Source organism: Streptomyces sp. NPDC127129, assembly GCF_042671585.1.
Lineage (GTDB): Bacteria > Actinomycetota > Actinomycetes > Streptomycetales > Streptomycetaceae > Streptomyces.
In genome coordinates, this window is record NZ_JBHXTV010000002.1 from 410,532 (window position 1) to 432,940 (window position 22,409).

General features: G+C 73.2%; 19 protein-coding genes. 11 read left to right on the top strand and 8 right to left on the bottom strand.

What is annotated here, in order from left to right; translation table 11 throughout:
• Nucleotides 1-139: 139 nt before the first annotated feature.
• The 6 genes from ACFVGW_RS05170 to ACFVGW_RS05195 all read left to right on the top strand — a co-directional run bounded on the left by ACFVGW_RS05170 (nt 140) and on the right by ACFVGW_RS05195 (nt 6,109).
• Nucleotides 140-862: a DUF2470 domain-containing protein gene (locus tag ACFVGW_RS05170; RefSeq protein WP_385850861.1), complete on the top strand. Its 723-nt coding sequence runs from the start codon at nt 140-142 to the stop codon at nt 860-862.
• A 128-nt stretch (nt 863-990) separates the two neighbouring features.
• A complete protein-coding gene (locus tag ACFVGW_RS05175; protein WP_383220594.1) occupies nt 991-1,659 on the top strand; it encodes an isochorismatase family protein in 669 nt (222 codons plus the stop codon).
• A gap of 76 nt (nt 1,660-1,735) precedes the next feature.
• The gene (gene argC, locus ACFVGW_RS05180; RefSeq protein ID WP_385850862.1) at nt 1,736-2,773 is read left to right on the top strand and encodes an N-acetyl-gamma-glutamyl-phosphate reductase; all 1,038 of its coding nucleotides are present in this window, start codon (nt 1,736-1,738) and stop codon (nt 2,771-2,773) included.
• Nucleotides 2,770-3,921 carry a bifunctional glutamate N-acetyltransferase/amino-acid acetyltransferase ArgJ gene (argJ, locus tag ACFVGW_RS05185; protein WP_385850863.1) on the top strand — a complete coding sequence of 384 codons (1,152 nt, stop codon included), beginning with the start codon at nt 2,770-2,772 and terminating at the stop codon, nt 3,919-3,921. The genes argC and argJ overlap by 4 nt, the downstream gene beginning before the upstream one ends.
• Nucleotides 3,922-4,070: 149 nt before the next feature.
• Nucleotides 4,071-4,922 carry an acetylglutamate kinase gene (argB, locus tag ACFVGW_RS05190; protein ID WP_385851015.1) on the top strand — a complete coding sequence of 284 codons (852 nt, stop codon included), beginning with the start codon at nt 4,071-4,073 and terminating at the stop codon, nt 4,920-4,922.
• Nucleotides 4,919-6,109 (top strand): acetylornithine transaminase, encoded by a 1,191-nt coding sequence (locus tag ACFVGW_RS05195; protein ID WP_385850864.1) that lies wholly within the window; start codon nt 4,919-4,921, stop codon nt 6,107-6,109. Before argB ends, ACFVGW_RS05195 begins: the two co-directional genes overlap by 4 nt.
• Before the next feature lie 78 nt (nt 6,110-6,187).
• Here ACFVGW_RS05195 and ACFVGW_RS05200 read toward each other — a convergent pair whose 3' ends face one another.
• Nucleotides 6,188-9,874, bottom strand: coding sequence for a hypothetical protein (locus ACFVGW_RS05200; protein WP_385850865.1), 3,687 nt, complete (start codon nt 9,872-9,874; stop codon nt 6,188-6,190).
• A 76-nt stretch (nt 9,875-9,950) separates the two neighbouring features.
• On the opposite strand from ACFVGW_RS05200, the gene ACFVGW_RS05205 reads away from it, so the two are divergent.
• From ACFVGW_RS05205 to ACFVGW_RS05215, 3 genes are read left to right on the top strand one after another with little or no spacing between them, the layout of a single operon-like run.
• Nucleotides 9,951-11,213 (top strand): CHAT domain-containing protein, encoded by a 1,263-nt coding sequence (locus ACFVGW_RS05205; protein ID WP_385850866.1) that lies wholly within the window; start codon nt 9,951-9,953, stop codon nt 11,211-11,213.
• A 3-nt stretch (nt 11,214-11,216) separates the two neighbouring features.
• Nucleotides 11,217-11,498: a hypothetical protein gene (locus ACFVGW_RS05210; RefSeq protein WP_385850867.1), complete on the top strand. Its 282-nt coding sequence runs from the start codon at nt 11,217-11,219 to the stop codon at nt 11,496-11,498.
• A gap of 23 nt (nt 11,499-11,521) precedes the next feature.
• Complete coding sequence (locus tag ACFVGW_RS05215) at nt 11,522-12,121, top strand: hypothetical protein (protein WP_385850868.1); 600 nt, start codon at nt 11,522-11,524, stop codon at nt 12,119-12,121.
• A gap of 2 nt (nt 12,122-12,123) precedes the next feature.
• On the opposite strand, the gene ACFVGW_RS05220 is transcribed toward ACFVGW_RS05215, so the two are convergent.
• The 7 genes from ACFVGW_RS05220 to ACFVGW_RS05250 form a co-directional block, all read right to left on the bottom strand.
• Nucleotides 12,124-12,648 carry a GNAT family N-acetyltransferase gene (locus tag ACFVGW_RS05220; RefSeq protein ID WP_385850869.1) on the bottom strand — a complete coding sequence of 175 codons (525 nt, stop codon included), beginning with the start codon at nt 12,646-12,648 and terminating at the stop codon, nt 12,124-12,126.
• A 155-nt stretch (nt 12,649-12,803) separates the two neighbouring features.
• The gene (locus ACFVGW_RS05225; protein ID WP_385850870.1) at nt 12,804-13,529 is read right to left on the bottom strand and encodes a 4'-phosphopantetheinyl transferase family protein; all 726 of its coding nucleotides are present in this window, start codon (nt 13,527-13,529) and stop codon (nt 12,804-12,806) included.
• The gene (locus ACFVGW_RS05230; RefSeq protein ID WP_385850871.1) at nt 13,523-13,750 is read right to left on the bottom strand and encodes a hypothetical protein; all 228 of its coding nucleotides are present in this window, start codon (nt 13,748-13,750) and stop codon (nt 13,523-13,525) included. The genes ACFVGW_RS05225 and ACFVGW_RS05230 overlap by 7 nt, the downstream gene beginning before the upstream one ends.
• Entirely contained in the window at nt 13,747-15,327 is a 1,581-nt protein-coding gene (locus tag ACFVGW_RS05235; RefSeq protein WP_385851016.1) for an amidohydrolase, read from the bottom strand. The genes ACFVGW_RS05230 and ACFVGW_RS05235 overlap by 4 nt, the downstream gene beginning before the upstream one ends.
• A gap of 15 nt (nt 15,328-15,342) precedes the next feature.
• Nucleotides 15,343-16,221 carry an ABC transporter ATP-binding protein gene (locus ACFVGW_RS05240; protein WP_383220585.1) on the bottom strand — a complete coding sequence of 293 codons (879 nt, stop codon included), beginning with the start codon at nt 16,219-16,221 and terminating at the stop codon, nt 15,343-15,345.
• Nucleotides 16,218-17,294, bottom strand: a complete 1,077-nt coding sequence (locus tag ACFVGW_RS05245) for a FecCD family ABC transporter permease (RefSeq protein ID WP_385850872.1) — start codon at nt 17,292-17,294, stop codon at nt 16,218-16,220. The genes ACFVGW_RS05240 and ACFVGW_RS05245 overlap by 4 nt, the downstream gene beginning before the upstream one ends.
• A 41-nt stretch (nt 17,295-17,335) precedes the next feature.
• The gene (locus tag ACFVGW_RS05250) at nt 17,336-18,412 is read right to left on the bottom strand and encodes a FecCD family ABC transporter permease (protein WP_385850873.1); all 1,077 of its coding nucleotides are present in this window, start codon (nt 18,410-18,412) and stop codon (nt 17,336-17,338) included.
• Between the two features lie 264 nt (nt 18,413-18,676).
• On the opposite strand from ACFVGW_RS05250, the gene ACFVGW_RS05255 reads away from it, so the two are divergent.
• Both ACFVGW_RS05255 and ACFVGW_RS05260 read left to right on the top strand, forming a co-directional pair.
• Nucleotides 18,677-20,374, top strand: coding sequence for an ABC transporter ATP-binding protein (locus tag ACFVGW_RS05255; protein ID WP_385850874.1), 1,698 nt, complete (start codon nt 18,677-18,679; stop codon nt 20,372-20,374).
• Nucleotides 20,371-22,221, top strand: coding sequence for an ABC transporter ATP-binding protein (locus ACFVGW_RS05260; protein ID WP_385850875.1), 1,851 nt, complete (start codon nt 20,371-20,373; stop codon nt 22,219-22,221). Before ACFVGW_RS05255 ends, ACFVGW_RS05260 begins: the two co-directional genes overlap by 4 nt.
• The last annotated feature ends 188 nt before the right edge of the window (nt 22,222-22,409 follow it).

Consider the following 22,409-nt stretch of genomic DNA (forward strand, 5'->3'; position numbering starts at 1 on the left):
TCCCGGCGGATCGCCGGACACGCCGCCCCGGGCTGGACACCGTTCCTCAGAGTGACTTAGGTTAGGCTTACCTTAGTCCGGTTCGGTCGTCGTCCGCGCCGGACGTGTCCCGACGCCCACCGTCCCGCGAGGAGTTCCGTTGAACGCCGCCACCGACACCGTCCCGCACGAGCAGGCCGCGGCGGAGCTGGTCCGCTCCGTGCTGACCCGGGCGGTCTCCCTGTCCCTCACCACGGACGCACAGTGCTACGACCTGATCGGCATGCACTCGATCGACCGCAACGGACGGATCACCCTCGCCCCTCAGCCGGACAGCCCGCTGGAGGCCCAGGTCGCCTCCGCTCCACGCGGCAGCCTCGCCGCCCTCCTGGAGTTCACCGACATCGCGCCGACACCCCTGCGCGACCGGGTCCGGGCCAGGGTGACGATCTCGGGCTGGCTGACCCCGGCCGGGCCCGAGGGTGAGGACGGGCTCCGTCTCGACCTGGCGCGCGTGACCCTGCGGACCCCGGCCGGCACCCAGGACGTCGATCTCGACCGGTTCACGCTCGCGCAGCCCGACCCGCTCGCCGTACAGGAGGCGGCGATGCTCACGCATCTCGCCGACGCCCACGAGGACATGGTCGCGGACCTGATCGTCCTCGCCGGCTCGCGCCTCCCCTTCGGCGTGGTCCGGGCCCTCCCGCTCGCCGTCGACCGGCACGGCATCACCCTGCGCTGCGAGTACCGCGAGGGCCACTGCGACCTCCGCCTGCAGTTCCCCGTCGAGGCGCGCGACGCCGCCGAGGCCGGGGAGCAGGTCCGGCGGCTCCTGACGACCCCCTCCTGCGCGCACCACCGGCGCCCCTCCACCAGGCCGTGACACCAACTCGGCGTATCTGAAGCACAGTTGTTCCACCCTCTCGCGCATACTTAGGTTAGGCTAAGCTAAACCACACACGAGTGGTGGTGGCGCGGACACGCGCACGCCATCCGGGGGGAGGAACCACCATGGGCCTGCCGACCGTCGGCCCCTACCCCCTGCCCGACCGTGCGGCCCTCCCCCGGTCCTGCGCCTCCTGGTCCGTCGACCCCGGACGCGCCGCGCTCCTGGTCCACGACATGCAGAACCACTTCGTGGAGGTGTTCCCGGCCGGGCAGAGCCCGGTCGTGGAACTCGTCGAGAACATCGCGGCCCTGCGCGAACTGGCCGGGGCCCTCGGCATGCCCGTCGTCTTCAGCGCCGAGCCGGCCGCCCAGCGGCCCGGCCAGCGCGGGCTCGTCGCCGACATCTGGGGTCCCGGCATCGGCGACGAGCCCGACGCGGCCGCGATCGTCGCTCCGCTCACTCCCCGCACGGGCGAGCATCTGCTCCCCAACGTGCGCCAGAACGCCTTCCTCCGCAGCCATCTCGGGAGGCTGCTGCGTTCGGAGGGCCGCGACCAGCTGATCGTCTGCGGGGTGTACGCCCATCTCGGTGTCCTGCTGACCGCCGCGGACGCCTTCATGAACGACATCCAGCCCTTCGTCGTCGCCGACGCCGTGGCGGACTTCTCCCCCGAGGAACACGCCATGGCGCTGCGCTGGGCCGCCCGCAGCGGTGTCGTCTGCACGACCGAGGCCATGCTGCGCGACCTCCTGCTCAACAGGGTTCCACCAGCCGTTCACCGGGACGCGTGACCGGGTCCCCCTGACGGCGACCTGCGGCGCCGACTCTGTCACCGCAGGACCACACGCACAGGGAGAGACGAAGAAGATGACCGTACGGGTCGCCGTGGCCGGTGCCAGCGGCTACGCGGGCGGAGAGATCCTCCGCCTGCTGGACGCCCATCCCGGAGTGGAGATCGGCGCGCTCACCGCGCACAGCAGCGCGGGCCGCCCGCTCTCCTCCGTACAGCCGCAACTGGCCTCGCTCGCCGGGCGGGTCCTGGACGAGACCTCGGCCCAGTCCCTGCGCGGGCACGACGCGGTCTTCCTGGCCCTGCCGCACGGAGAGTCGGCCGCCCTCGCGCGGAAGCTCGATCCGGAGACGGTGGTCGTGGACTGCGGAGCGGACTTCCGGCTCCGTGACCCCGCGGCCTGGGAGCGGTTCTACGGCTCCGCCCACGCCGGCACCTGGCCCTACGGCCTGCCGGAACTCCCCGGCGTCCGGGAGGAGCTGAAGGGCGCCACCCGGATCGCGGTGCCCGGCTGCTACCCCACGGCGGTCACGCTGGCGCTCTTCCCCGCCTACGCGGCCCGCCTGGTGGAGCCGGAGGCGGTCGTCGTGGCGGCCAGCGGCACGTCGGGCGCCGGACGCGCACTCCGGCCGCATCTGCTCGGCGCCGAGGTGATGGGCTCCATGAGCCCGTACGGAGTGGGCGGCGGCCACCGCCACACCCCCGAGCTGATCCAGAACCTCTCCCTGGTAGCCGGCGAGCATGTCACCGTCTCGTTCACCCCGACGCTGGCCCCGATGCCGCGCGGCATCCTCGCCACCGGCTCCGCCCGGCTCCGCCCCGGCGCGGCCGCCGGGGCGGAGGACGTCGTGCGCGCGGTCTACGAGGCCGCGTACGCCGACGAACCCTTCGTCCGTCTGCTGCCGCCCGGACAGTGGCCCTCCACCGCGGCCGTCCTCGGCTCCAACACCGCGCAGGTGCAGATCGCCGTCGACCCCGACGCGGGCCGGCTGATCTGTGTGAGCACCGTCGACAACCTGGTCAAGGGCACCGCGGGCACCGCGGTGCAGTGCATGAATCTCGCCCTCGGCCTGCCGGAATGGCTGGGCCTGCCCACGAATGGAGTGGCTCCGTGAGTGTGACCGCTGCCCGTGGATTCCTTGCGAGCGGCGTGGCCGCCGGCATCAAGGAGTCCGGTGATCGCGATCTCGCCCTCGTGGTGAACCGAGGGCCGTCACGCGCCGCCGCCGGCGTCTTCACCTCCAACCGCGTACAGGCCGCGCCCGTACGCTGGTCCCGCCGCGCCCTGGCCGACGGACGCCTCACGGCCGTCGTCCTCAACTCCGGTGGAGCCAACGCCTGTACGGGTCAGGCGGGCGCGGTCGACGCGCTGCTGATGGCCGAACGCACCGCGCGGGCCCTGGACGTCGACCCGCACGAGGTGGCGGTGTGTTCCACCGGCCTCATCGGCGTGCGGCTGCCGATGGAGCGGGTCACCGCCGGCATCGACACCGCCGTGGACCGGCTGACGGACGGGGGCGGGGAGGACGCGGCCGTCGCCATCAGGACGACGGACTCGGTACACAAGACCGCCGTGGTGTCCGGGGACGGCTGGACGGTAGGGGGCATGGCCAAGGGCGCGGGCATGCTCGCGCCCGGTCTCGCCACGATGCTGGTCGTCCTCACCACGGACGCCGACCTCGGCGCGGACACGCTCGACGCGGCACTGCGCCGGGCGGTGCGCACCACGTTCGACCGGGTGGACTCCGACGGCTGCATGTCCACCAACGACACCGTGCTGCTGCTGGCCTCGGGGGCCTCGGAGATCAGCCCCGCCCCCGAGGAGTTCACCGAGGCCGTGCACGCGGTCTGCCTCGATCTGGCCCGGCAGCTGGTGGCGGACGCCGAGGGTGCGTCCAAGGAGATCGAGGTGACGGTCGTCGGCGCGGCCTCGGAGGAGGACGCCGTCGAGGTCGGGCGGTCCGTGGCACGGAACAACCTCCTCAAGTGCGCGCTGCACGGGGAGGATCCGAACTGGGGCCGGGTGCTGTCCGCCATCGGTACCACGTCGGCGGCCTTCGACCCCGACCGGCTGGACGTGGCGATCAACGACGTCTGGGTGTGCCGGAACGGCGCGGCGGGCGAGGCCAGGGACAAGGTCGACCTGTCGGGCCGCCGGATCACGATCACGGTGGATCTGGCCGCGGGGGACTCCTCCGCGGCGATCTGGACCAACGACCTCACCGCCGAGTACGTCCACGAGAACAGCGCGTACAGCTCATGAAGGGGCAGGGGACCACACGGATGAGATCGCTCTCCCCCGAGCACGTCGACACGACCGCCGGCCGGACGACCGGCCCGAACCCCGCCGAGACGCCCTGGCTCGAGGAGCTCCAGGGCCGCACGGTGGTCGTCAAGTTCGGCGGCAACGCCATGGTGGACCCGGCGCTGCACCGGACGTTCGCCCAGGACGTGGTGGAGCTGTGGCACGCGGGGCTGCGGCCGGTCGTCGTGCACGGCGGCGGGCCGCAGATCAGCGCGATGCTCGACCGTCTCGACCTGGAGACCCGCTTCGAGGCGGGATTACGCGTCACGACGCCGGAGACGATGGAGGTGGTCCGCATGGTGCTGACGGGCCAGGTCCAGCGGGACCTCGTCGGCGCCCTCAACGCCCACGGGCCGTTCGCGGTCGGCATGTCGGGCGAGGACGCGCACACCATGACGGCGGTGCGACGCCCGGCCTGGGTGGACGGACGCCCGGTGGACATCGGCCTCGTGGGTGAGGTCGTCGCCGTGGAGCCCGGAGCCGTACGCACGCTGCTCGACGAGGGCCGCATCCCGGTGGTGTCACCGGTCGCGCGGGGCGCGGACGGAGAGATCTACAACGTCAACGCCGACCTCGCGGCCTCGGCGCTGGCCGTCGCGCTCGGCGCCGAGCGGCTGGTGGTGCTGACCGACGTCGAGGGTCTCTACGCGGACTGGCCGCGCAGCACCGAGGTGATCTCCCGGCTCACGGCCTCCGAACTGGGCGCCCTGCTGCCGGGCCTCACGAGCGGGATGCTCCCCAAGATGGAGGGCTGTCTGCGGGCGGTCCGCGAAGGGGTCCGCCGGGCCCATGTCCTGGACGGCCGGGTGCCGCACGCGCTGCTGCGCGGAGTCTTCGCCGAGGAGGGACCGGGTACGACCATCGTCCCCGACCAGCACCACGGGCCCGAGGAGTCCCAGGGGCCCGGGGCGACCCGGGTGACCGAGGAGGCCCGGGTGACCGAGGAGGCCCGCTCATGACCGCCACCGACGGCGCCGTACCCCTGGCGCACCGCTGGAGCGCGGTCATGATGGACACCTACGGGACGCCGCCGCTGGCGCTCGTCCGGGGTGAGGGCAGCACCGTCTGGGACGAGTCGGGCCGTGCCTACACGGACTTCACCGGCGGGATCGCGGTCACCACCCTCGGCCACGCGCACCCTGCCGTCGTCTCGGCCGTCACTGCACAGGTCGGCCGGCTGGCGCACGTGTCGAACCTGTTCGTCTCCGAGCCGCCGGTGGCGCTGGCCGAACGGCTGCTCGCCCTGCTGGGCCGGCGGGAGCACGGCCGGGTGTTCTTCGCCAACTCCGGTACGGAGGCGGTCGAGGCGGCCTTCAAGATCGCCCGGCGGGCGGGGCGCCCTCACCTCGTCGCCGCGCGGGGCGGTTTCCACGGGCGCACGCTGGGGGCGCTGGCTCTGACCGGCCAGCCGGCGAAGCGGGCCCCCTTCCTGCCGCTGCCCGGCGATGTGACGCATGTGCCGTTCGGGGACGTCGAGGCGCTGCGCGACGCCGTGACGGAGGACACCGCGGCGGTCGTGCTCGAACCGGTCCAGGGCGAGGCCGGAGTCGTCCCGGCGCCGGAGGGGTACCTGCGGGCCGCCCGCGACATCACCCGGGCGACCGGAAGCCTGCTCGTCCTCGACGAGGTGCAGACGGGGATCGGCCGAACCGGCCGGTGGTTCGCGCACCAGGCGGGCGAGGGGGTGGACCCGGACGTGATCACTCTCGCCAAGGGGCTCGGCGGAGGGCTTCCGATCGGCGCGACCGTGGCCTTCGGCCCGGCCGCCGAGCTGCTGGAGCCCGGACAGCACGGCTCGACGTTCGGCGGCAACCCGGTGGCCTGTGCGGCCGGTCTGGCCGTTCTGGACACCATCGAGACCGAAGGGCTGCTCGCCCACGTCGTACGGGTGGGTGAGCGACTGCGCCGCGGCATCGAGGCGGCGGCGCACCCCCGGGTCGCCGAGGTCCGGGGCGCGGGTCTGCTCCTGGGCGTCGTCCTCACCGAGCCGGTCGCCGCGTCCGTCCAACGGGCGGCGCAGGATGCCGGTTTCCTGGTCAACGCGGCGGGACCGGGCATCGTACGCCTGGCTCCGGCCCTGACGGTGACGGAGCATCAGGTCGACCAGCTGGTGAAGGCGTTCCCGTCGATCCTCGACACCGCCTGACGCACACCGCACGGTCCACCGACGAAGGGCGGCCCCGGAGCCGAACCGGCTTCCGGGCCCGCCACCCTCAACCAGTGGTCAGGCGCCGCGGGGCGGACGGTCGAGCCGGTCGCGGACCGCGATCAGGCGCCGGGCCAGCTCCGGCGCCCGTTCCCGCACCTCCGTGAGATCGGAGCGCAGATCCAGCAACTGGGACCACAGGACACTGCGACCCTGCTCAAGCAGCTCCACCGAGGTGTCGGCACGCCCCGCGCCGAGGGCCGCCGCTGCCGCGTCGCCCGCGAGTCCCCGCCACCGGGTGAGGAACCTTTCGCGGTCGGAGCGAGCCGCTCCCAGGGACACGAGAATCCGTTGCAGGTCGATCGCCCAGCGATACGCCTCTAGGGCCGAGGCGTCCGATCGCCGCTCGGCGAACCGCGCCCAGATGACCGCCGCGGCCAGACGTGCCTCGACCCGGCCCGTGGAGGCCGTGGCCCCGGCGCGCCACACCTCGACCGCTTCCCGGATCGCGTCGGTGTCGCCCGTGAGGTCGGAACGTGCGACCAGAGCCTGCCCCAGGGTGAGGCGCAGGTTCACCGTGGTCGGGGATTCGAACCCGAGCCCCTCTCTACAGAGGGCGATCGATTCGTCGAGGTCCTCCGCAGCCCCGGTGAGGCTGAATCGGTCGAGGAGGTAGGCGGCCAGATTGTGCACCATCTGTCCCAGCGCCGGATGGTCGTTGACGTCCCGGGCCCTGCGGGCGACCGTGATCGCCTCGTCCAGGTCGGCCGGATCGCCGGTCCTGGAGTACCGCTCTGCAGCGACGTGGCCGAGGGTGTCCAGGGCGCGGGCCTGGAGCGGGTGACCGGCGGGCGCGAGGGCGACGGCCTCGCGCGCCGCCGCGTCCGCAGCCCGGAAGTCGTCCTCGGCACCGGTCTGCCGGTACCGCTCGCGCAGGCCGAGAGCCAGGTTGATCAGCCGGTTGGGCCGGCCCTGGTGGTGCGGGTCGGTCCGTCTCACGGCCTCCCGGAAGAAGCCGATCGCCTCGTCCCGATCCTGAGACGTGCCCATCTCCTGATACCGCTGGGCCAGGCAGGAGCCGAGATTGGTCAGTGCCGCGCCGACGTCCGTCTCGACGCGTGTCACGGCCTCGCGTGCCAGCAGGACGGCCCGGTGCAGATCGTCGAGCTGCCCGAGCGACTCGAATCTCTGCATGACGGCCGTACCGTGATGGCCCACGCCGTCCGTCTCGCCGCCTTCGGCCGCCATCCGGCCCTGTTCGATCGCTTCGTCGATGTCCGCGAGGGAGCCGGTGCTCTCGCACCGCTCGCGCAGCGCGGCGCTCAGGTACGACCGCCAGCGGGGGAGGTCCTCGGGTGCCCCGCCGTGGAAGGTGACGGCCGCCCGCCCGTGGTCGACGGCCCGGTCGATGTCGGCGCGGTGCCCTGTGCGGCTGTACTTGACCCGCAGGAGGTAGCACAACTGCCCATGCAGGGGGAACCGTGCGGCATCCGGGAGATCGCCGGGCGACAGGGGCTCCTGGCACAGGTCGATGGCGGCGTCCAGGTCGGCGGGATCGCCGGTGCGGCTGTTCCGGTTCTGGAGGGTGACGGCGAGAGTGCACCGCAGCCCTGCCGACACGACGGGATCGGTCATGAGCGGGAGCGCCTCGTGCCCGGCACGGAGCATCTGCTCCTCGTCCTGCGGCAACCTCGTGACGGACGCCCTGACTCCCAGCAGCAGGCAGCGCATCGTCGTCAGGCGCGGTCGGCTCATGTGGTCCCGGGGAACGACGGCGGAAGCCTCCTCGTACGCGTCGATGGCGGCGGTCAGATCCACCATGTCGTTCGTGTGCTCGTAACGGTGGATGTGCAGGTCTCCACGGAGCATGAGCAGCGCTCCCCCTTGCACGCCGTGGCCCGCGCGGCCCGACGAGGCGCGGTCGTGGACATTCAGGGCCCGTGTGATCACGTCGATGCCCTCGTCCACCGTGGCCTGATCGCGTGTGGCGTGCGCCAGTTGGGTCAGAGCGCCGCCGAGCGCATTGAGTCCCTCCACGCCGCCCTCCCGGGCGGCCTCCCGCGCCAGGGCGACTGCCTCGCGGATCTGATGTTCCTCGCGCTGTGTGCCGTCCGCCGCCGCGGCCAGCACCGTGGACAGCTCCGCCCGGAAAGAGGTCAGCAGCGGATGGCCGGCCTTCGTGGAGGCGATGGCCTGTCGCAGGAGTCCGACTGCCTCGGCGAGCAGCGGCTCGTCCTTGGTGAGCCGGGCGAGCAGGTGCAACGATCGGCCCAGCCCGGCCTTGACGACCGCCACGGGCGCCTGCTCGCCCGGCACTTCGCCGCGATACGCCGCGAGAGCCTGACGCCCGGCGGTCACCGCATCGTCGAGCAGCGCCTGGACCGGCTCGGACTTGTAGTGCAGGAACAGCTGCTGCCCGAGCTCGTGCAGCGCGGTCATCCTGCCAGGCTGCCCCGCCGGTACGAGAGCGGCCATCCGCCGGGCCGTCTCCGTGGCCTCCACCATCAGCCGGAGGTCGTCGCGTTCGCGTGCCGACCGGCTGAGCAGACCGGTCAGCCGCGAGAGCGCGACGACTTCGCCGGGCCGGCCCTGGTACCCCTTCGCGGCCGCACGGGCGAGTTCGAGGGCCGCGTCGCTCTGGCCCGACTGGGCCATGACCTCGCTCAGTTCCGACTGCCACCGTGCCTTTTCGCCCAGAGTGCCGCTCATGCGGATCGCGTCACCGTAGTGCCGCTGGGCGGCCGTCGGATCGCCGAGCGCGGCCAGCGCGGAGCCGAGCCGACCGCTCGCCTCGGCGCCCCCGCCCTCCGCCACGGCGCTCCGGCCGGCCCGTACCGCCTCCGTCAGCGCCTCGCGGTCGTCGTCGAGGCGCCCCGTCTCCACGAGGTGCGAGCAGAGCTCCAGGTGGCCCACCACGCTGTGCGGCCCTTCGGGCGCGGCGGCGAGCGTCTCGCGCCACAGGGCGATGGACTCGACCAGCCACGTACGGAGCCCGGTGGCGCGGTGGAGGTCACCCGCGGTGACGGCCACGAGACTCAGGGCGGCGGCGTACCGGTCGGGGTCGGACTCCCTGAATCCGTCTGCCAGTTCCTTCCCCACCGGCACGCTCGCCTCCAGCGCCGCCGGATCCCCCGTCGTCTCGTACTGCTTCCTCAACTCCTGGAGGAGCAAGGGAAGAACGGCTGAGCGGTCGGGGTTCGGGGCGGGCATGGCGTCGAGCAGTCGACGAAGCGTCGAGACGAGTTCGGCATGGACGTCCTTGCCACCCGCGTTCCGGACGGCGGCGTACAGAAGCCGGACGAGGTCTTCGAGTCGGGCGGCAAGGTGCGGAGAGCCGGCGGGGGTGACCCGTACCGCCCTCCGGGCGGCGTCCAGCGCCTCGCCCAGGACGCCCCTTTCCGCCGTCCCCGAGGAGAGCAGCGCCCCGAGGGCGAGCGCGAGGTTGCTGAGCACGAGACCGGCGGACGGATCGTCGTCGTGAAGGCAGTTCACCGCCGTGCGGGCCGCCGACACCGCACCGGCCAACAGGGCGGATTCTCCGGTCATTCGGTGACAGGTGCGCAGGGCGTGGCTCAGGTTGGAGAAGATCATCGCTCGGGCGGGATCGTCGTCGGCGCACATATCTGCCGCCCGGGCGAAGATCGCCACGGCTGCGCGGAGTTGTGCGGGGTCGCCGCTCCCGCGTGAGCGCGCCAGGACGGCCGCGCCCTCGTTCGAGAGCAGCGCCGCGTCGCTGACTTCTTCGTACTCGGCGAAGTGCGTCACGACGAATCCCCCTCCTTGCCCGGCCTCGGACCGTAATGTTCTTTTGTAGCGGGCCGCTCGGGGGGAGCGTGGGCGTATGAGCGAAGAGCTGGACGACCGCATCGCGGCAGCGGCGGAGTGGGAGGCACTGCTCGGGGAGATCCGCAGCGTGGAACGGCTGGAGGACTTCCTGCGGCCGCTACGGATCGAGGCGCTGAGGCCGACGGCCGAGGGGCCGGTGGTGATGCTGAACGTCGGACGCAAGCGCTGCGACGCTCTCGCCGTGTCCGACGACGGCGTCCGTGCCCTGGAGTTGCCGGGACTGACCCGCGCCGAGGTGGAGCGGGAAGCTCTGGCCTATCTGCGCACGGTGCAGGGGTTCGAACGAGCGCAGGCGGAGGTCTCGTCCTTGCGCCGCCGACTGCTGGAGGGTGTGCCGGCCCCGGAGGACCTGCACACGTATCAGGATGCGCAGCAGGCACTCGCAGAGCTCAGGCTGGTGACCGAGGCGAAGCTTCAGGGCACCCTCGGGTGGCTGTGGGACCGGATCGCCGGCCCGGTACTGGCCCACCTGCGTCCCGTGGCACGACCGGACGGGACTCTGCCCCGGCTGTGGTGGTGCCCCACCGGGCAGCTCGCGCTCCTGCCTCTCCACGCGGCCGGACATCACGGCGAACCGGGCCGCAGCGTGCTCGACACCGTCGTGTCCTCGTACACGCCGTCCCTGCGCGCCCTGCAGCATGCCAGGCAGCGTGGGGCGCCGGACGGTGGACGGATGCTCGTCGTCGCGATGCCGCAGACTCCGGGACAGGCCCCGCTCCCCAATGTGGCAGCCGAACAGGCCTTACTGACAAGCCTGTTCGGCGAGGACCGGTGCACCGTCCTCGGCGAGTCGGACGCCGCAACCGAGAGGGTCCTGGCGGAGCTGAGAACTCATCAGTACGTCCACTTCAGTTGTCACGGCACCCAGAATCTCAACGAGCCGTCCCGCGCCGGACTGCTGCTCGCCGACGGCATGCTGTCGGTGACCGACCTGCTGGCGGGCCCTCTGGAGACGGACCTGGCCTTCCTGTCCGCGTGCAAGACCGCGACCGGCGGTGTGTGGCTCTCCGACGAGATGATCACGCTGGCGGCGGCGCTCCACCACGCCGGATGCAGGCATGTGATCGCCACTCTCTGGTCCGTGTACGACCCGGCCGCCGCGTTCGTCTCCGACCACGTCTACCGGCAGCTGAGGCGGGACGGCGGGCTGGACACGGATGCCGCCGCCCGCGCACTGCACTCCGCCCTCGTCCGGCTGCGCAACCGACGTCCCGACCGGCCGAGCGTCTGGATCCCCTTCACCCACACAGGACCCTGAACCGTGAGCCATCTTCCCCTGCAGTACCAGTTGTCGAGCGATCCCCTCTATGCCTCCACGGCGGCCGCGGTGTTCACCGTCGAGGACTTCGGCGACGGGGCCGCGGTACTTCGTGGGCCGTGCCCGCGATGCGGCGTCTCCCTGGAGGTACCCGCCTTCGACGAGGTGGTCAGAGCCGTCGGCGGCGGCGATCCCCTGCTGGTCGTCTGCGACTGCCGCCAGGAACACCCCGGGCGCCCGGACGGCCGCACCGGATGCGGCGCCTACTGGAACTTCCTGCTGTGATCCGCCGACCGAGGCCGGGCCCCGTGGCCACGCCCGAGGATCTGCGCCGCGCCGAGGAGCGGGAGGAGCTGATCCGCGGCGAACTGCCCCGCATCAGGTCCGCCGCCCTCGCGTGGCGCAACGGGCTGGGGGCCCTGCTCGCCGGGCTCGTCGGTTTCGGCCTCGTGAAGGGCCGGTCCGACGTCGGCCAGCTCGCCCAGGGCTGGTCCGCAGCCGTCGGCGCCATGCTTCTCGCGGCGCTGGTCTGCGGCGCCTGTGGCGCGGCACTGGTGCTGCGGGCGGCCCATGGTCGCTTCGGAGTCGTCCCGTTGCGTGACCTGCCACCCGCCGCCGTACGCGCCCACACGGAGGCCCTGGCCTCCGTGACGGCGCTCAGGCGCGGTGTCGTCGCCACCTCCGCCTGCGCGGCGCTGCTCGTCGCCGCGGTCGCCACCACCTGGTACGGGCCGCCCCGTGACGAGCCGGCGCTGCGCGTCGAGCACGGTTCCACGACGACCTGCGGGAAGGTGGTGCGGATCACCGGGGGAACGCTGGTCCTCAAGACGGAGAGTGGCGAGGTGCCGGTGCCGTTGAAGCTCCTCGGCGCGGCCAGACCGGTGGCGTCGTGCGCCCCCAAGCAGTGACGTCAGGAATCGGGCCGGACGGCGCGGGACAGGATCAGGGCGTTGCGGCGGGGGTCCAGGGATCTGGTCCATGCCACCGGTGCGAGGGCCGTACGGGCCGGGGTGAAGCCGTGCCGGAGGAAGAGGCGGCCGCCACCGGTCGTGGCCGTGAACAGGGTTCGGAGGGACTCGTTCCGGGCCCGTGCGAGGGCGGCGGTCAGCAGTCCTGCTCCCATGCCGCATCCCTGGCGCCGGCCGGCGACGCAGAAGTTGTAGAGCACGCCCGCGCCGGCCGGGTGGGTGCGGAGCCCGACGCAGGCGTCGAGCGCTCCCCCGGCGGTCTCCACGACGAGGAAGTCGGCGGCACGGTCGGCGTACAGGGAGAGCGGGCGCTCGCGGAGCGCTCCGGTGCGGACGAAGGGCCGGGAGAGTGCGGCGAGCGCGGCGGCGTCCTCCGGCCGGGCGGGCCGCAGGGAGAACGGGGGGAGGCCGGGAGGGACGGGTACGCGAGGCGACAGCGTGGCCTGGCGCGGCGGGGCCGTGGTCAAGGCTTTCCTTCCTCGGTTCCACCGTGCGCGAAGGGGCGGTGGGGGTCGCCGCCCAACCCGATGGAACAGTCGAACTAAGGGTAGCCTTGGCTAAGTTGATGACCAAGTCGACTCGGCCGGAGCCGATGCGGCTGACGGCCCGGCGGCCACGTCGACTAGGCCGGAGCCGGTTCGTCCATCAGTCGGGTGGCGCACGCCGCCGCGTAGCCGGGCGGCACCGGCACGTCGTTCAGCGACCAGCCGGGAACAGCGGCCGGAGCGGTTCCCGCGCCCACGCAGGTGACGGAGGGATCCTCGCCGAGGCCGATGCCGACGCCCTTGAGGTAGGCCTCCTTGCGGGCCCAGCAGCGCCCCGTGGCGGCGGCGCGAGCCGGCTCCGGCAGCGCCGCCAGCTCGGCGCGCTCGGCCCGGTGGAGCAACTCGGCGACCTCGGCCGCCACCTCCGGGGCCGGTACCGCCTCGACGTCGACACCCACCGCCGTGTCCGCGAAACCCAGCAGGACGACGTCGCCGGAGTGGGAGAGCGAGAAGTGGAGCGGTACGGACCGCAGGGCCGGGGCCACGGCCGGGCGGCCGTGCGGGCCGCCGCACCCGGGGCACGCCTCGCGGACGTAGCCCACCTTCGCCGGGTCCGTGTCCAGGTACGCGCCGAGCAGCTGCCGCAGAGCGACATGGGCGACCCGGTAGCGGGCGCGGTCGGCGGCCCGTACGAAACCCTGGAGGCGGGTCCGCTCGCCCTCGTCGAGCAGCTCGCGCAACTCGTCCGCCCGCGGCCCGTACGCGCCCACGGGCACGATCCACAGCCGCGGACCCTGCCCGGACCGCCAGGGCCCCGGCAGCGGGTCCTCGCCCAGGCGGGCCGGGGTCGTCCCGGTCAGCACGGCCGGCCCGGGTAGTCGTGGCTCTCGGGCGCCCCGGCCTCGCGCATCCGGCGGACGACCTCCGCCAGAGCCGCGTCGTCCACGTCGACCGGGATGTTCAACTCGCGGTCGAAGACGAGGACTTCATCCTCACGGACGTGCCAGACCACCCAGCGGGGCGGCACCGTGGGGACCTGCCACAGGTCGGAGTGGACTGCCGGGGTCTCGGTCCGCCTGCTCACAGCTTCCGTCCCTCCGTCGCCTCGCGTCCGTCCACGAAGGTCGCGAGGACCTCGATGTCGCCGATCCGCGAGGGGTCGACGCGGTGCGGGTCGTCGCCGAGGACGACGAGGTCGGCGCGCTTGCCGGGGCTGAGCGTGCCGGCGCGGTCCTCCCAGTGGCAGGCGTGGGCACCGGCGACAGTGTAGGCGCGCAGCGCCTCGTCGACCGTGATCGCCTCGTCGGGGCCGATGAGGCGCCCCGAGACCGAGGCGCGTTCGACCATGAACTGGACGGCCCGCAGGGGTGATCCGTCGGTGACGGGCCGGTCGGAGCTGCCGACGAGCGTCACCCCGTGGTCGAGGAAGCCCCGGCCGCGGTACATCCAGGGCGCACGCTCGGGGCCCATGATCGTCGCGTAGTCGTCGCCGAAGTAGCGCAGGAAGTTGGGCTGGACGACGGCGCTGAGCCCGAGCCGGGCGAAGCGGGCGAGCTGGTCGGGCCTGATGAGCCCGGCGTGCTCGATGCGGTGGCGCGCGTCGGTGCGGGGGCGCAGCTCCTGGGCCCGTTCGATGGCGTCCAGGGCGAGGTCGGCGGCCCGGTCGCCGATGGCGTGGACGGCGAGCTGCCATCCCGCGAGATGGCCGTCGACGATGAGGGAGGTGAGACGGTCGGGGTCGTCCTGGAGCTGGCCGGTGTGGTCCATGCCCTCGTACGGGGCGGTGAGCGCGGCCGTACGGGCCATCATGCCGCCGTCGGTGTAGATCTTCAGGGCGCCGACGGACAGCCAGTCGTCGCCGAATCCGGTGCGCAGGCCGAGGTCGAGCGCGCGCGGGATGCCGTCGCGCTCGTGCGCGCCCTGCGGCCGCAGTGTGTCACCGCCCGGCATGAGCTGGACCCTGAGGGGCAGACGGCCCTGGTCGCGCAGGAGCTGGTACGCGCCGAGTTCGACCGGGCTGTGGCCGAGCAGACCCCCGCCGATCCCGGCCTCGGCGCAGGCGGTGACGCCTTCGGCGAGGCACACGCGTGCCGCGTACTCGATGGCGTCGGCGAGTTCGTCCTGCGCGTAGGGCAGGCGCAGCCGGCGCACGGCGCCCATCGCGCTCTCCACGAGGACCCCGTTGTCGTGCGGGACCTCCGGGGGGAGCAGGTCGAGCACGGCGCTGTTGACGACGCAGGCGTGGCCGGAGTCGTGCATCACGAAGACCCGGTGGCCCTGGCTGACCCGGTCGAGCTCCTCGGCGGTCAGGTGCCGCCCGAGGGTCCGCTGGTCGTACCCGCCGATGCTGACCCACGCGCCCGGAGTGTTCCTGCGGGAGGCGGCCTCCGCCACGACGTCGAGGACGTCCTCGACGCGGTCGAGGCCCGCGATGCTCGGGGAGCTCGCCCTCAGACCGGTCCAGGACAGGTGGACGTGGTTGTCGATGAAGCCGGGCAGGACGGTGGCGCCCTGGAGGTCGACGACCTCACGGGCCGGCAGGGAGGTCACGGCCTCGTCCAGGCCCACGATCCTGCCCTGCCAGATGCCCAGGTCGTGGGCGACGGGGCGGTCGGGATCCATGGTGAGGATGCGCGCGTTCGTCAGCCTCGTGCAGAGCATCATGCGCAGTCCGTCCTAGGGGGTTTCGGCGAGTACGGCGTCGTCCGCCGTGTCCGGGGCGGGGGCCGCGCCGGCCTCGGGTTCGAACCGCCGGGGCGCGGCCGGGATCATCAGCGGGGTCCCGGTCTCCGGGTCGTCGATGATCCGGCAGGGCAGGCCGAACACGTCCTCGACGAGATCGGCGGTCATGACGGTGGCCGGGTCGCCCTCGGCGGCGATGGTTCCGCCGGGGCGCATCACGATGAGGTGCGTCGCGTAGCGGCACGCCTGGTTGAGGTCGTGCAGGACGGCGACGACGGTGTGGCCCTTGCGGGCGTGCAGTTCGGCGCAGAGGTCGAGCACCTCGACCTGGTGGGCGATGTCGAGGAAGGTGGTCGGCTCGTCGAGCAGCAGGATGGACGTCTGCTGTGCCAGCACCATGGAGAGCCAGACGCGCTGCCGCTGACCGCCGGAGAGGTCGTCGACGGGACGGTCGGCGAGTTCCAGTACGCCCGTCTGCCGCATCGCTTCGACGACGGCCGTCTCGTCCTCGGCGGACCACTGCTTCAGGAGGCGCTGGTGCGGGTAGCGGCCGCGGGCCACCAGGTCGCCGACCGTGATGCCGCCGGGAGCGCTGGAGGTCTGCGGGAGCAGTCCGAGCCGCCGGGCCACCTCGCGGGAGCGGTACGAGGCGATGGCCGCGCCGTCGAGGTAGACCTGCCCGGCCTTGGGTTTGAGCATCCGCGCGAGGGCCGTGAGCAGCGTCGACTTGCCGCAGGCGTTCGGTCCGACGATGACCGTGAAGGAGCGGTCGGGGATGTCGACGCTCAGGGACGAGGCGACGGTCCGCTGGTCGTAGGAGAGGGTCAGCTCCTCGGCGCGGAGCCGGGGCTGCGGGGCGTTGGTTCCAGTCATGCGCGGCTCTTTCGCGACTCGGTGATCAGCAGCCAGATGAGGTAGAGCCCGCCGATGGCGCCGGTCGCCGTGCCGACCGGGAGGAGCGCGGGCGCGAAGACCCGTTGCACGACGAGGTCGCTCACGGTGAGCAGGAGGGCGCCCATGAGGGCGGACGACAGCAGCGAGGGCGCGGAGGATCCGGTGAGTCTGCGGACGACCTGCGGCGCGGCCAGGGCGATGAACCAGATGGGGCCGGTGACGGCGGTGGCGAACGCGGCGAGGGCGACGCCGATGACCAGGAGGACCGTGCGGGTCCGTGCCACATTGACGCCGAGGGCCGTCGCCGTGATGTCGCCCATCTCGACCATGGCGAGCCGGCGGGAGAGCAGGAGGGCCGGCGGGAGGAGGACGGCGAGGGCGATGCCGATGGCGTTGGCGTGCGTCCAGAGCCGGTTGCCCAGGCTGCCGATCAGCCAGGCCTGGGCCTCCTGCGCCTCCTGGAAGGTCGCCCGGGTGATCAGGTACGAGTTGGCGGCGAGCAGCAGGGCGCTGACGCCGATGCCGATGACGATCAGCCGGAAGCCCTGCAGTCCGCGGCCGATCATCAGGAGGTGGACGGCGAGGGCCGTGGCGAGGCCGCCGACGAGCGCGCCGAACGCGATCTGGGTCATGCTGCCGTGCAGCAGGATGATGACGACGAGTGCGCCCACGGCCGAGCCGTTGGTGAAGCCGATGATGTCGGGGCTGCCGAGGGAGTTGCGGGTGAGGCTCTGCAGGATCGCCCCGCTCACGGCGAGGGCCGCGCCGACGAAGACCGCGGTCAGCAGGCGCGGCATGCGCAGCGTGTTGACCACGAAGTCGGCGGCGCCGGAGCCGTTTCCGGTCAGGGCCCCGACGACCTCGCCGACGGTGAGCGGGAAGTCGCCGGTGGTCAGGGTGATGCCCATGACGACGACCAGCAGGGCGACGAGCAGGGCGGTGACGGCGACGGTACGGCCCCGGACGCGGAGCGAGACACCGCCCGTCCGGACGACGCGGCCGCTGACGACCTGGGGGGTGCGGGGGACGGGGCGCTTCGTCGACGCGGGCACGGATTCTGTCGGCTCCCCCACGGCCGACTTCCCTACGGCGCTCACAGCATGACCAGCTTTCGACGACGGCACAGCGCGATGAACAAGGGGGCCCCGATGAAGGCGGTGACGATGCCGACCTGCACCTCGCCCGGCGCGCCGAGCACCCGGCCGATGACGTCCGAGCCGATGAGCAGGACCGGGGCGAGCAGCATCGAGTACGCGAACACCCAGCGCTGGTCGGCCCCCACGAGGAAGCGGGCGATGTGCGGGACGGCCAGGCCGACGAAGCTGATCGGCCCGGCGGCCGCGGTGGCCGCCCCGCAGAGCAGCATCACGGCGACCGCGGCGAGCACGCGGGTACGGCCGACGTGGACGCCGAGGGCGCGGCCCATCTGGTCGCCCATGGCCAGGGCGTTCAGGGAGGGGGCCAGCAGGAAGGCGACGGCCAGCCCGACGACGACGAACGGCACGACGAGCAGGACGATGTCGTAGTAGCGGCCCGCGAGGGACCCCACGGTCCAGAAGCGGAACTGGTCGAACGCCTCCGGGTCGAAGAGCAGGACGGCCCAGTTGAAGGCGTACAGGACGGCGGTGACCGCCGCTCCCGCGACGACGAGCCGGTCGGGGGTGGCCAGTTTCCGCCCGGAGGAGCCGAGGAGGTAGACGCCGACCGACGCGACGGCGGCGCCGGCGAGGGCGAACCACAGGTAGCCGAGCGGCGTGGCGACGCCGAGGAAGGCGATGGCCACGACGACGCCCGAGGACGCGCCCAGGTTCACGCCGAGCAGTCCGGGGTCGGCGAGCGGGTTGCGGGTCAGCGCCTGCATCAGGGCCCCGGAGAGTCCGAGGGCCACTCCGACGAGCAGTCCGAGGACGGTCCGGGGGATCCGGTACTCGTGCACGATGGTCGCGGCTTCCGAGCTGTCGGGGGCCCAGAGGAGGTCCCAGGTCGCGGCGAACGGGATGCCGCGGGTGCCCACCCAGACGCTGAGCAGCGAGACGAGGACCAGTGCCCCGAGCGACACGAGGAGTCCGAGACTCCGCAGGGCCACCGTGGCCGGACGTGCCGTGGCCGCGGCCGGATCGGCGGGGCCCACGCTCTCACTTCCGGGCGCCGCCCGGGTTTCGACGGACAACGACCACTCCCCTGGCGGCGGAATCGAGCGCCCCGCGAGCGGCGCGAAGCGTGGAACACGGTGGTGCGGCACGCGACATGACCCACCGCCGATCGAACTTAGGTGAGCCTAACCGTACAGCCGCGAAGAGGTCAACGTGGCTGCGCCGCATGCCATTTCAGCCACGCGCACGGGCGCCGCGAGAGCCCCCGGGCACCCTTGGCAGCAGCGGTGTTTAAGGTAGCCTTACCTAACAATCCAGCTCTGTTTCTGTGGAGGCGTCGCATGCCCGCTGGAGGACCAACGGGAGGCTTCGTCCTCCGCAGAGCACTCGCCGATCAGCGGCGCCGTGTCACCGGAGCCTCGCTCCTCGGCATGGCGCATCAGTTGTGCGAGGCTCTCGTCCCGGTCGTCATCGGACTGGTCATCGACGAGGCGGTGGCGACCGGTTCCTCCGGCGCCCTGCTGCGGTGGCTGCTGGTGCTCGCCGGCCTCTTCCTCGTGCTCTCCACCTGCTACCGGAACTCGGCGCGGCTGGCCGAGGGCGCGGGCGAGTCGGCCGCGCACCGCATCCGGCAGGACCTCGCCGCCCGGGTGCTCGACCCGCGGGGCGGCGCGGACAGCGGGCGGCTGCCCGGAGCGCTGACCGCCGTGGCGACCGGTGACGCCAAGCGCGTCGGATCGGTCGCCGCCGCGCTCCCGTACACCCTGTCCGCCGTCGCCGGACTGGCGATCAGCGCGGTGGCCCTGCTCCGCATCTCCGTACCGCTCGGCCTGCTGGTCCTCCTCGGCGTCCCGCCGCTGCTCTGGCTCGGCCATGCCATCAGCCGCCCGCTCGAACGGCGCAGCGAGGCGGAGCAGGAACACGCCGCCCACGCCTCCGGGGTCGCCGCCGACCTGGTCGCCGGCCTGCGCGTGCTGAAGGGCATCGGGGCCGAGGCGGCGGCGGTCTCCCGGTACCGGGAGACGAGCCGCAGCTCGCTGGCCTCGGCGCTGCGCGCCGCGACGAGCCGGGCCTGGCACGACGGCGCGATCCTCGCCCTGACGGGCATCTTCATCGCGGCCATCGGACTCGTCGGGGCGCACCTCGCGATGAGCGGCAGCATCACCGTGGGCGAGCTGGTCGCGGCCGTCGGCCTCGCCCAGTACCTCCTCGGCCCCTTCCAGCTCCTCACCTACGTCAACGGCGAGTTCGCCCAGGGCCGCGCCTCCGCCGAGCGGATCGCCGAGGTCCTGGCCTCGCCGCCCGCAGTCCCGGCGGGCACGGCCACGCTTGCCGACCCGGTCGCCGGGCGGCTGAGGCTGCGGGGGGTCACCCAGGGCGCGCTGCGCGGGGTCGACCTCGACATCGCGCCCGGCAGCCTCGTCGGCGTGGTCGCCCGTGACGCGGCCGCCGCGAACGACCTGCTGCTCTGCCTGGGCCGCGAACTCGACCCCGCCGAAGGGAGCGTCGAGCTCGACGGCGTACCGCTGACCGGCCTCGGCCCGGACGACGCGCGCCGCGCGATCCTGGTCGCGCACCACGACGCCGACCTGTTCGAGGACAGTCTGCTCGCCAACGTACGCGCCGGGGCGGAGCTCGACGGCGCGGACCTGGGCCCGGCGCTCGCCGCCTCGGCCGCCGACGACGTCGCCCAGGCGCTGCCCGACGGCGTGGACACCGTCCTCACCGAGCGCGGCAAGTCGCTCTCCGGCGGTCAGCGCCAGCGCGTCGCGCTCGCCAGGGCACTCGCCGCGGACCCGCCTGTCCTCGTCGTCCACGACCCCACCACGGCCGTCGACACCGTCACCGAGGCCCGCATCGCCGGCCGGCTGCGGGACCTCCGCCGCGGCCGCACCACGGTCCTGGTCACCACGAGTCCCGCGCTGCTCGCCGCGACCGACGTGGTGGTCATGCTCGACGACGGCCGGGTGACCGCCGAGGGCAGCCACCCGCAGCTGGTCGCCGACCACGAGGCCTACCGCTCGGCGGTGCTGGCATGACGACCGCGCAGGACCGAGACGGCCAGGACCGAGACCCGCAGGACGAAGGACGGACGATGAGCGGACCCGGCACACCCGAACGCGAGCTGCTGCCCACCGCGAGCGGCGCCCGGACCCTCGCCGTCGTACGCGAGCTGGTGCGCCGTCACCGGCTCCTCGCGGTCGGCGCGGTGACCGTCCTCGTCGTCGGCACGGCCATCGGGCTGCTGACGGCGCCACTGCTGGGCCGGATCGTGGACCTGGTCGTGGAGAAGAGCGGCGCGTCCGCGCTGACCGTGCCGATGCTGCTCCTCCTCGCGGTCGCCGTCGCCCGCGGCGTCGCGACGGCGATCGGCAAGTCGCTCGTCGCCAGGCTCGGCGAGACGGTCCTCGCGGACCTGCGGGAACGGTTCATCGCGCGGGCGCTGCGGCTGCCGCTCGAACGGGTCGAGCAGGCCGGGTCGGGCGACCTCACCTCGCGGGTGACGGGCGACGTGACCCTGATCGCGCGGGCGGTACGCCAGGCCCTCCCGGAGTTCGCCGGCGCCTTCCTCACGATCGTGCTGACCCTCGTGGGCCTCACCGTCCTCGACTGGCGCTTCCTGCTCGCCGTTCTGATCGCCGTCCCGGTCCACGTCCTCACGGTGCGCTGGTACATCCCGCGCGCCGCGAGCATCTACGGCGAGCACCGGGTGGCGACGGGCGCGCTGCAGCACCAGTTGCTCGACAGCATCGGCGGTGTCCGTACGGTACGCGCGTTCCGTCTCGACGGCCGGCACGCGGAGCTTCTGGAGCAGCGGTCGCAGACGGCCGTGGACCTGGCGGCGCGGGGCATGCGCCTGGTCTCGGGGTTCTTCTCGCGCCTCAACATCGCCGAGTTCATCGGCATGACGTCGATCCTCGTCACCGGGTTCTTCCTGGTCGACAACGGCTCGGTGAGCATCGGTACGGCGACGGCGGCGGCGCTCTACTTCCACGGTCTGTTCAACCCGATCAACGCCGCGCTCTTCCTCATCGACGACGCCCAGTCCGCGGGCGCGAGCCTCGCCCGCCTCGTCGGCGTGTCGAGCCTCCCGGCCGAGCGGGAGACCGACGAGCGGGCCGCCGTGCCGGTGGACGGCTCGGTCAAGGTGACGAATCTCGGCCACGCGTACATCGACGGCCACCCGGTGCTCGCCTCGGTGGACCTGGAGGTCCGGGAGGGCGAGCGGGTGGCCCTCGTCGGCGCCAGCGGCGCGGGCAAGACCACGCTGGCGAAGCTGATCGCGGGCGTGCACGACCCGTCGACCGGCGCGATCTCCCTGGGTGGTGTGGACTCCCGGGAGCTGGGCCCGGCCGGGGTCCGGCGGGCGGTCACGCTGATCAGCCAGGAGGTGCATGTCTTCGCCGGACCGCTCTCCGAGGACCTGCGGCTGGCCCGCCCCGAGGCGACGGACGAGGAGCTGCGCGCCGCGCTGGACCGTGTCGGTGCCCTGGAGTGGGTCGACGCGCTGCCCGAGGGGGCGGCCACGGTCGTGGGCGAGGGCGGTCACCGCCTCACGGTGACCCAGGCCCAGCACCTGGCCCTGGCCCGGCTGGTCCTCACCGACCCGCCCATCGCGATCCTCGACGAGGCCACCGCCGACGCCGGCAGCGCGGGTGCCCGCGTCCTCGAGACGGCCGCGCTGCGCGCCCTGGAGGGGCGCACGGGCCTGATGGTGGCCCACCGCCTCCCCCAGGCGGCGACCGCCGACCGCGTGGTCGTCCTGGACCAGGGCCGGGTCGTGGAGACGGGCACGCACGAGGAACTGGTCGCGGCGGGCGGGCGGTACGCCGAGCTGTGGTCGGCGTGGTCGGACAGCCGCCGCGAACCGGCGGTCCCGGCGTAGGCTTCGCGCCCCTGCGAAGAAGGCTCCCGCCCGGATCTCCGGGCGGGAGCCTTGCGCGTTGTGGGCAGTCGTCCCGTAGGGCGGTGGGGGTCCCCCCGGACGGAGTCTGGGGGAGGGTGGGCCCAACGGGACGGCGCCCTGGCGGGCGCGTCCGCCCCCGTGCCCCCGCATTCACCACGTGGGTCCTG

Excerpts from the sequence above, each read along its gene's own strand:
- ACFVGW_RS05175 (WP_383220594.1), top strand. The coding sequence starts at position 991 with ATGGGCCTGCCGACCGTCGGCCCCTACCCCCTGCCCGACCGTGCGGCC.
- argC (WP_385850862.1), top strand. The coding sequence starts at position 1,736 with ATGACCGTACGGGTCGCCGTGGCCGGTGCCAGCGGCTACGCGGGCGGA.
- argB (WP_385851015.1), top strand. The coding sequence starts at position 4,071 with ATGGTGGACCCGGCGCTGCACCGGACGTTCGCCCAGGACGTGGTGGAG.
- ACFVGW_RS05195 (WP_385850864.1), top strand. The coding sequence starts at position 4,919 with ATGACCGCCACCGACGGCGCCGTACCCCTGGCGCACCGCTGGAGCGCG.
- ACFVGW_RS05205 (WP_385850866.1), top strand. The coding sequence starts at position 9,951 with ATGAGCGAAGAGCTGGACGACCGCATCGCGGCAGCGGCGGAGTGGGAG.
- ACFVGW_RS05235 (WP_385851016.1), bottom strand. The coding sequence starts at position 15,327 with ATGCTCTGCACGAGGCTGACGAACGCGCGCATCCTCACCATGGATCCC.
- ACFVGW_RS05240 (WP_383220585.1), bottom strand. The coding sequence starts at position 16,221 with ATGACTGGAACCAACGCCCCGCAGCCCCGGCTCCGCGCCGAGGAGCTG.
- ACFVGW_RS05255 (WP_385850874.1), top strand. The coding sequence starts at position 18,677 with ATGCCCGCTGGAGGACCAACGGGAGGCTTCGTCCTCCGCAGAGCACTC.
- ACFVGW_RS05260 (WP_385850875.1), top strand. The coding sequence starts at position 20,371 with ATGACGACCGCGCAGGACCGAGACGGCCAGGACCGAGACCCGCAGGAC.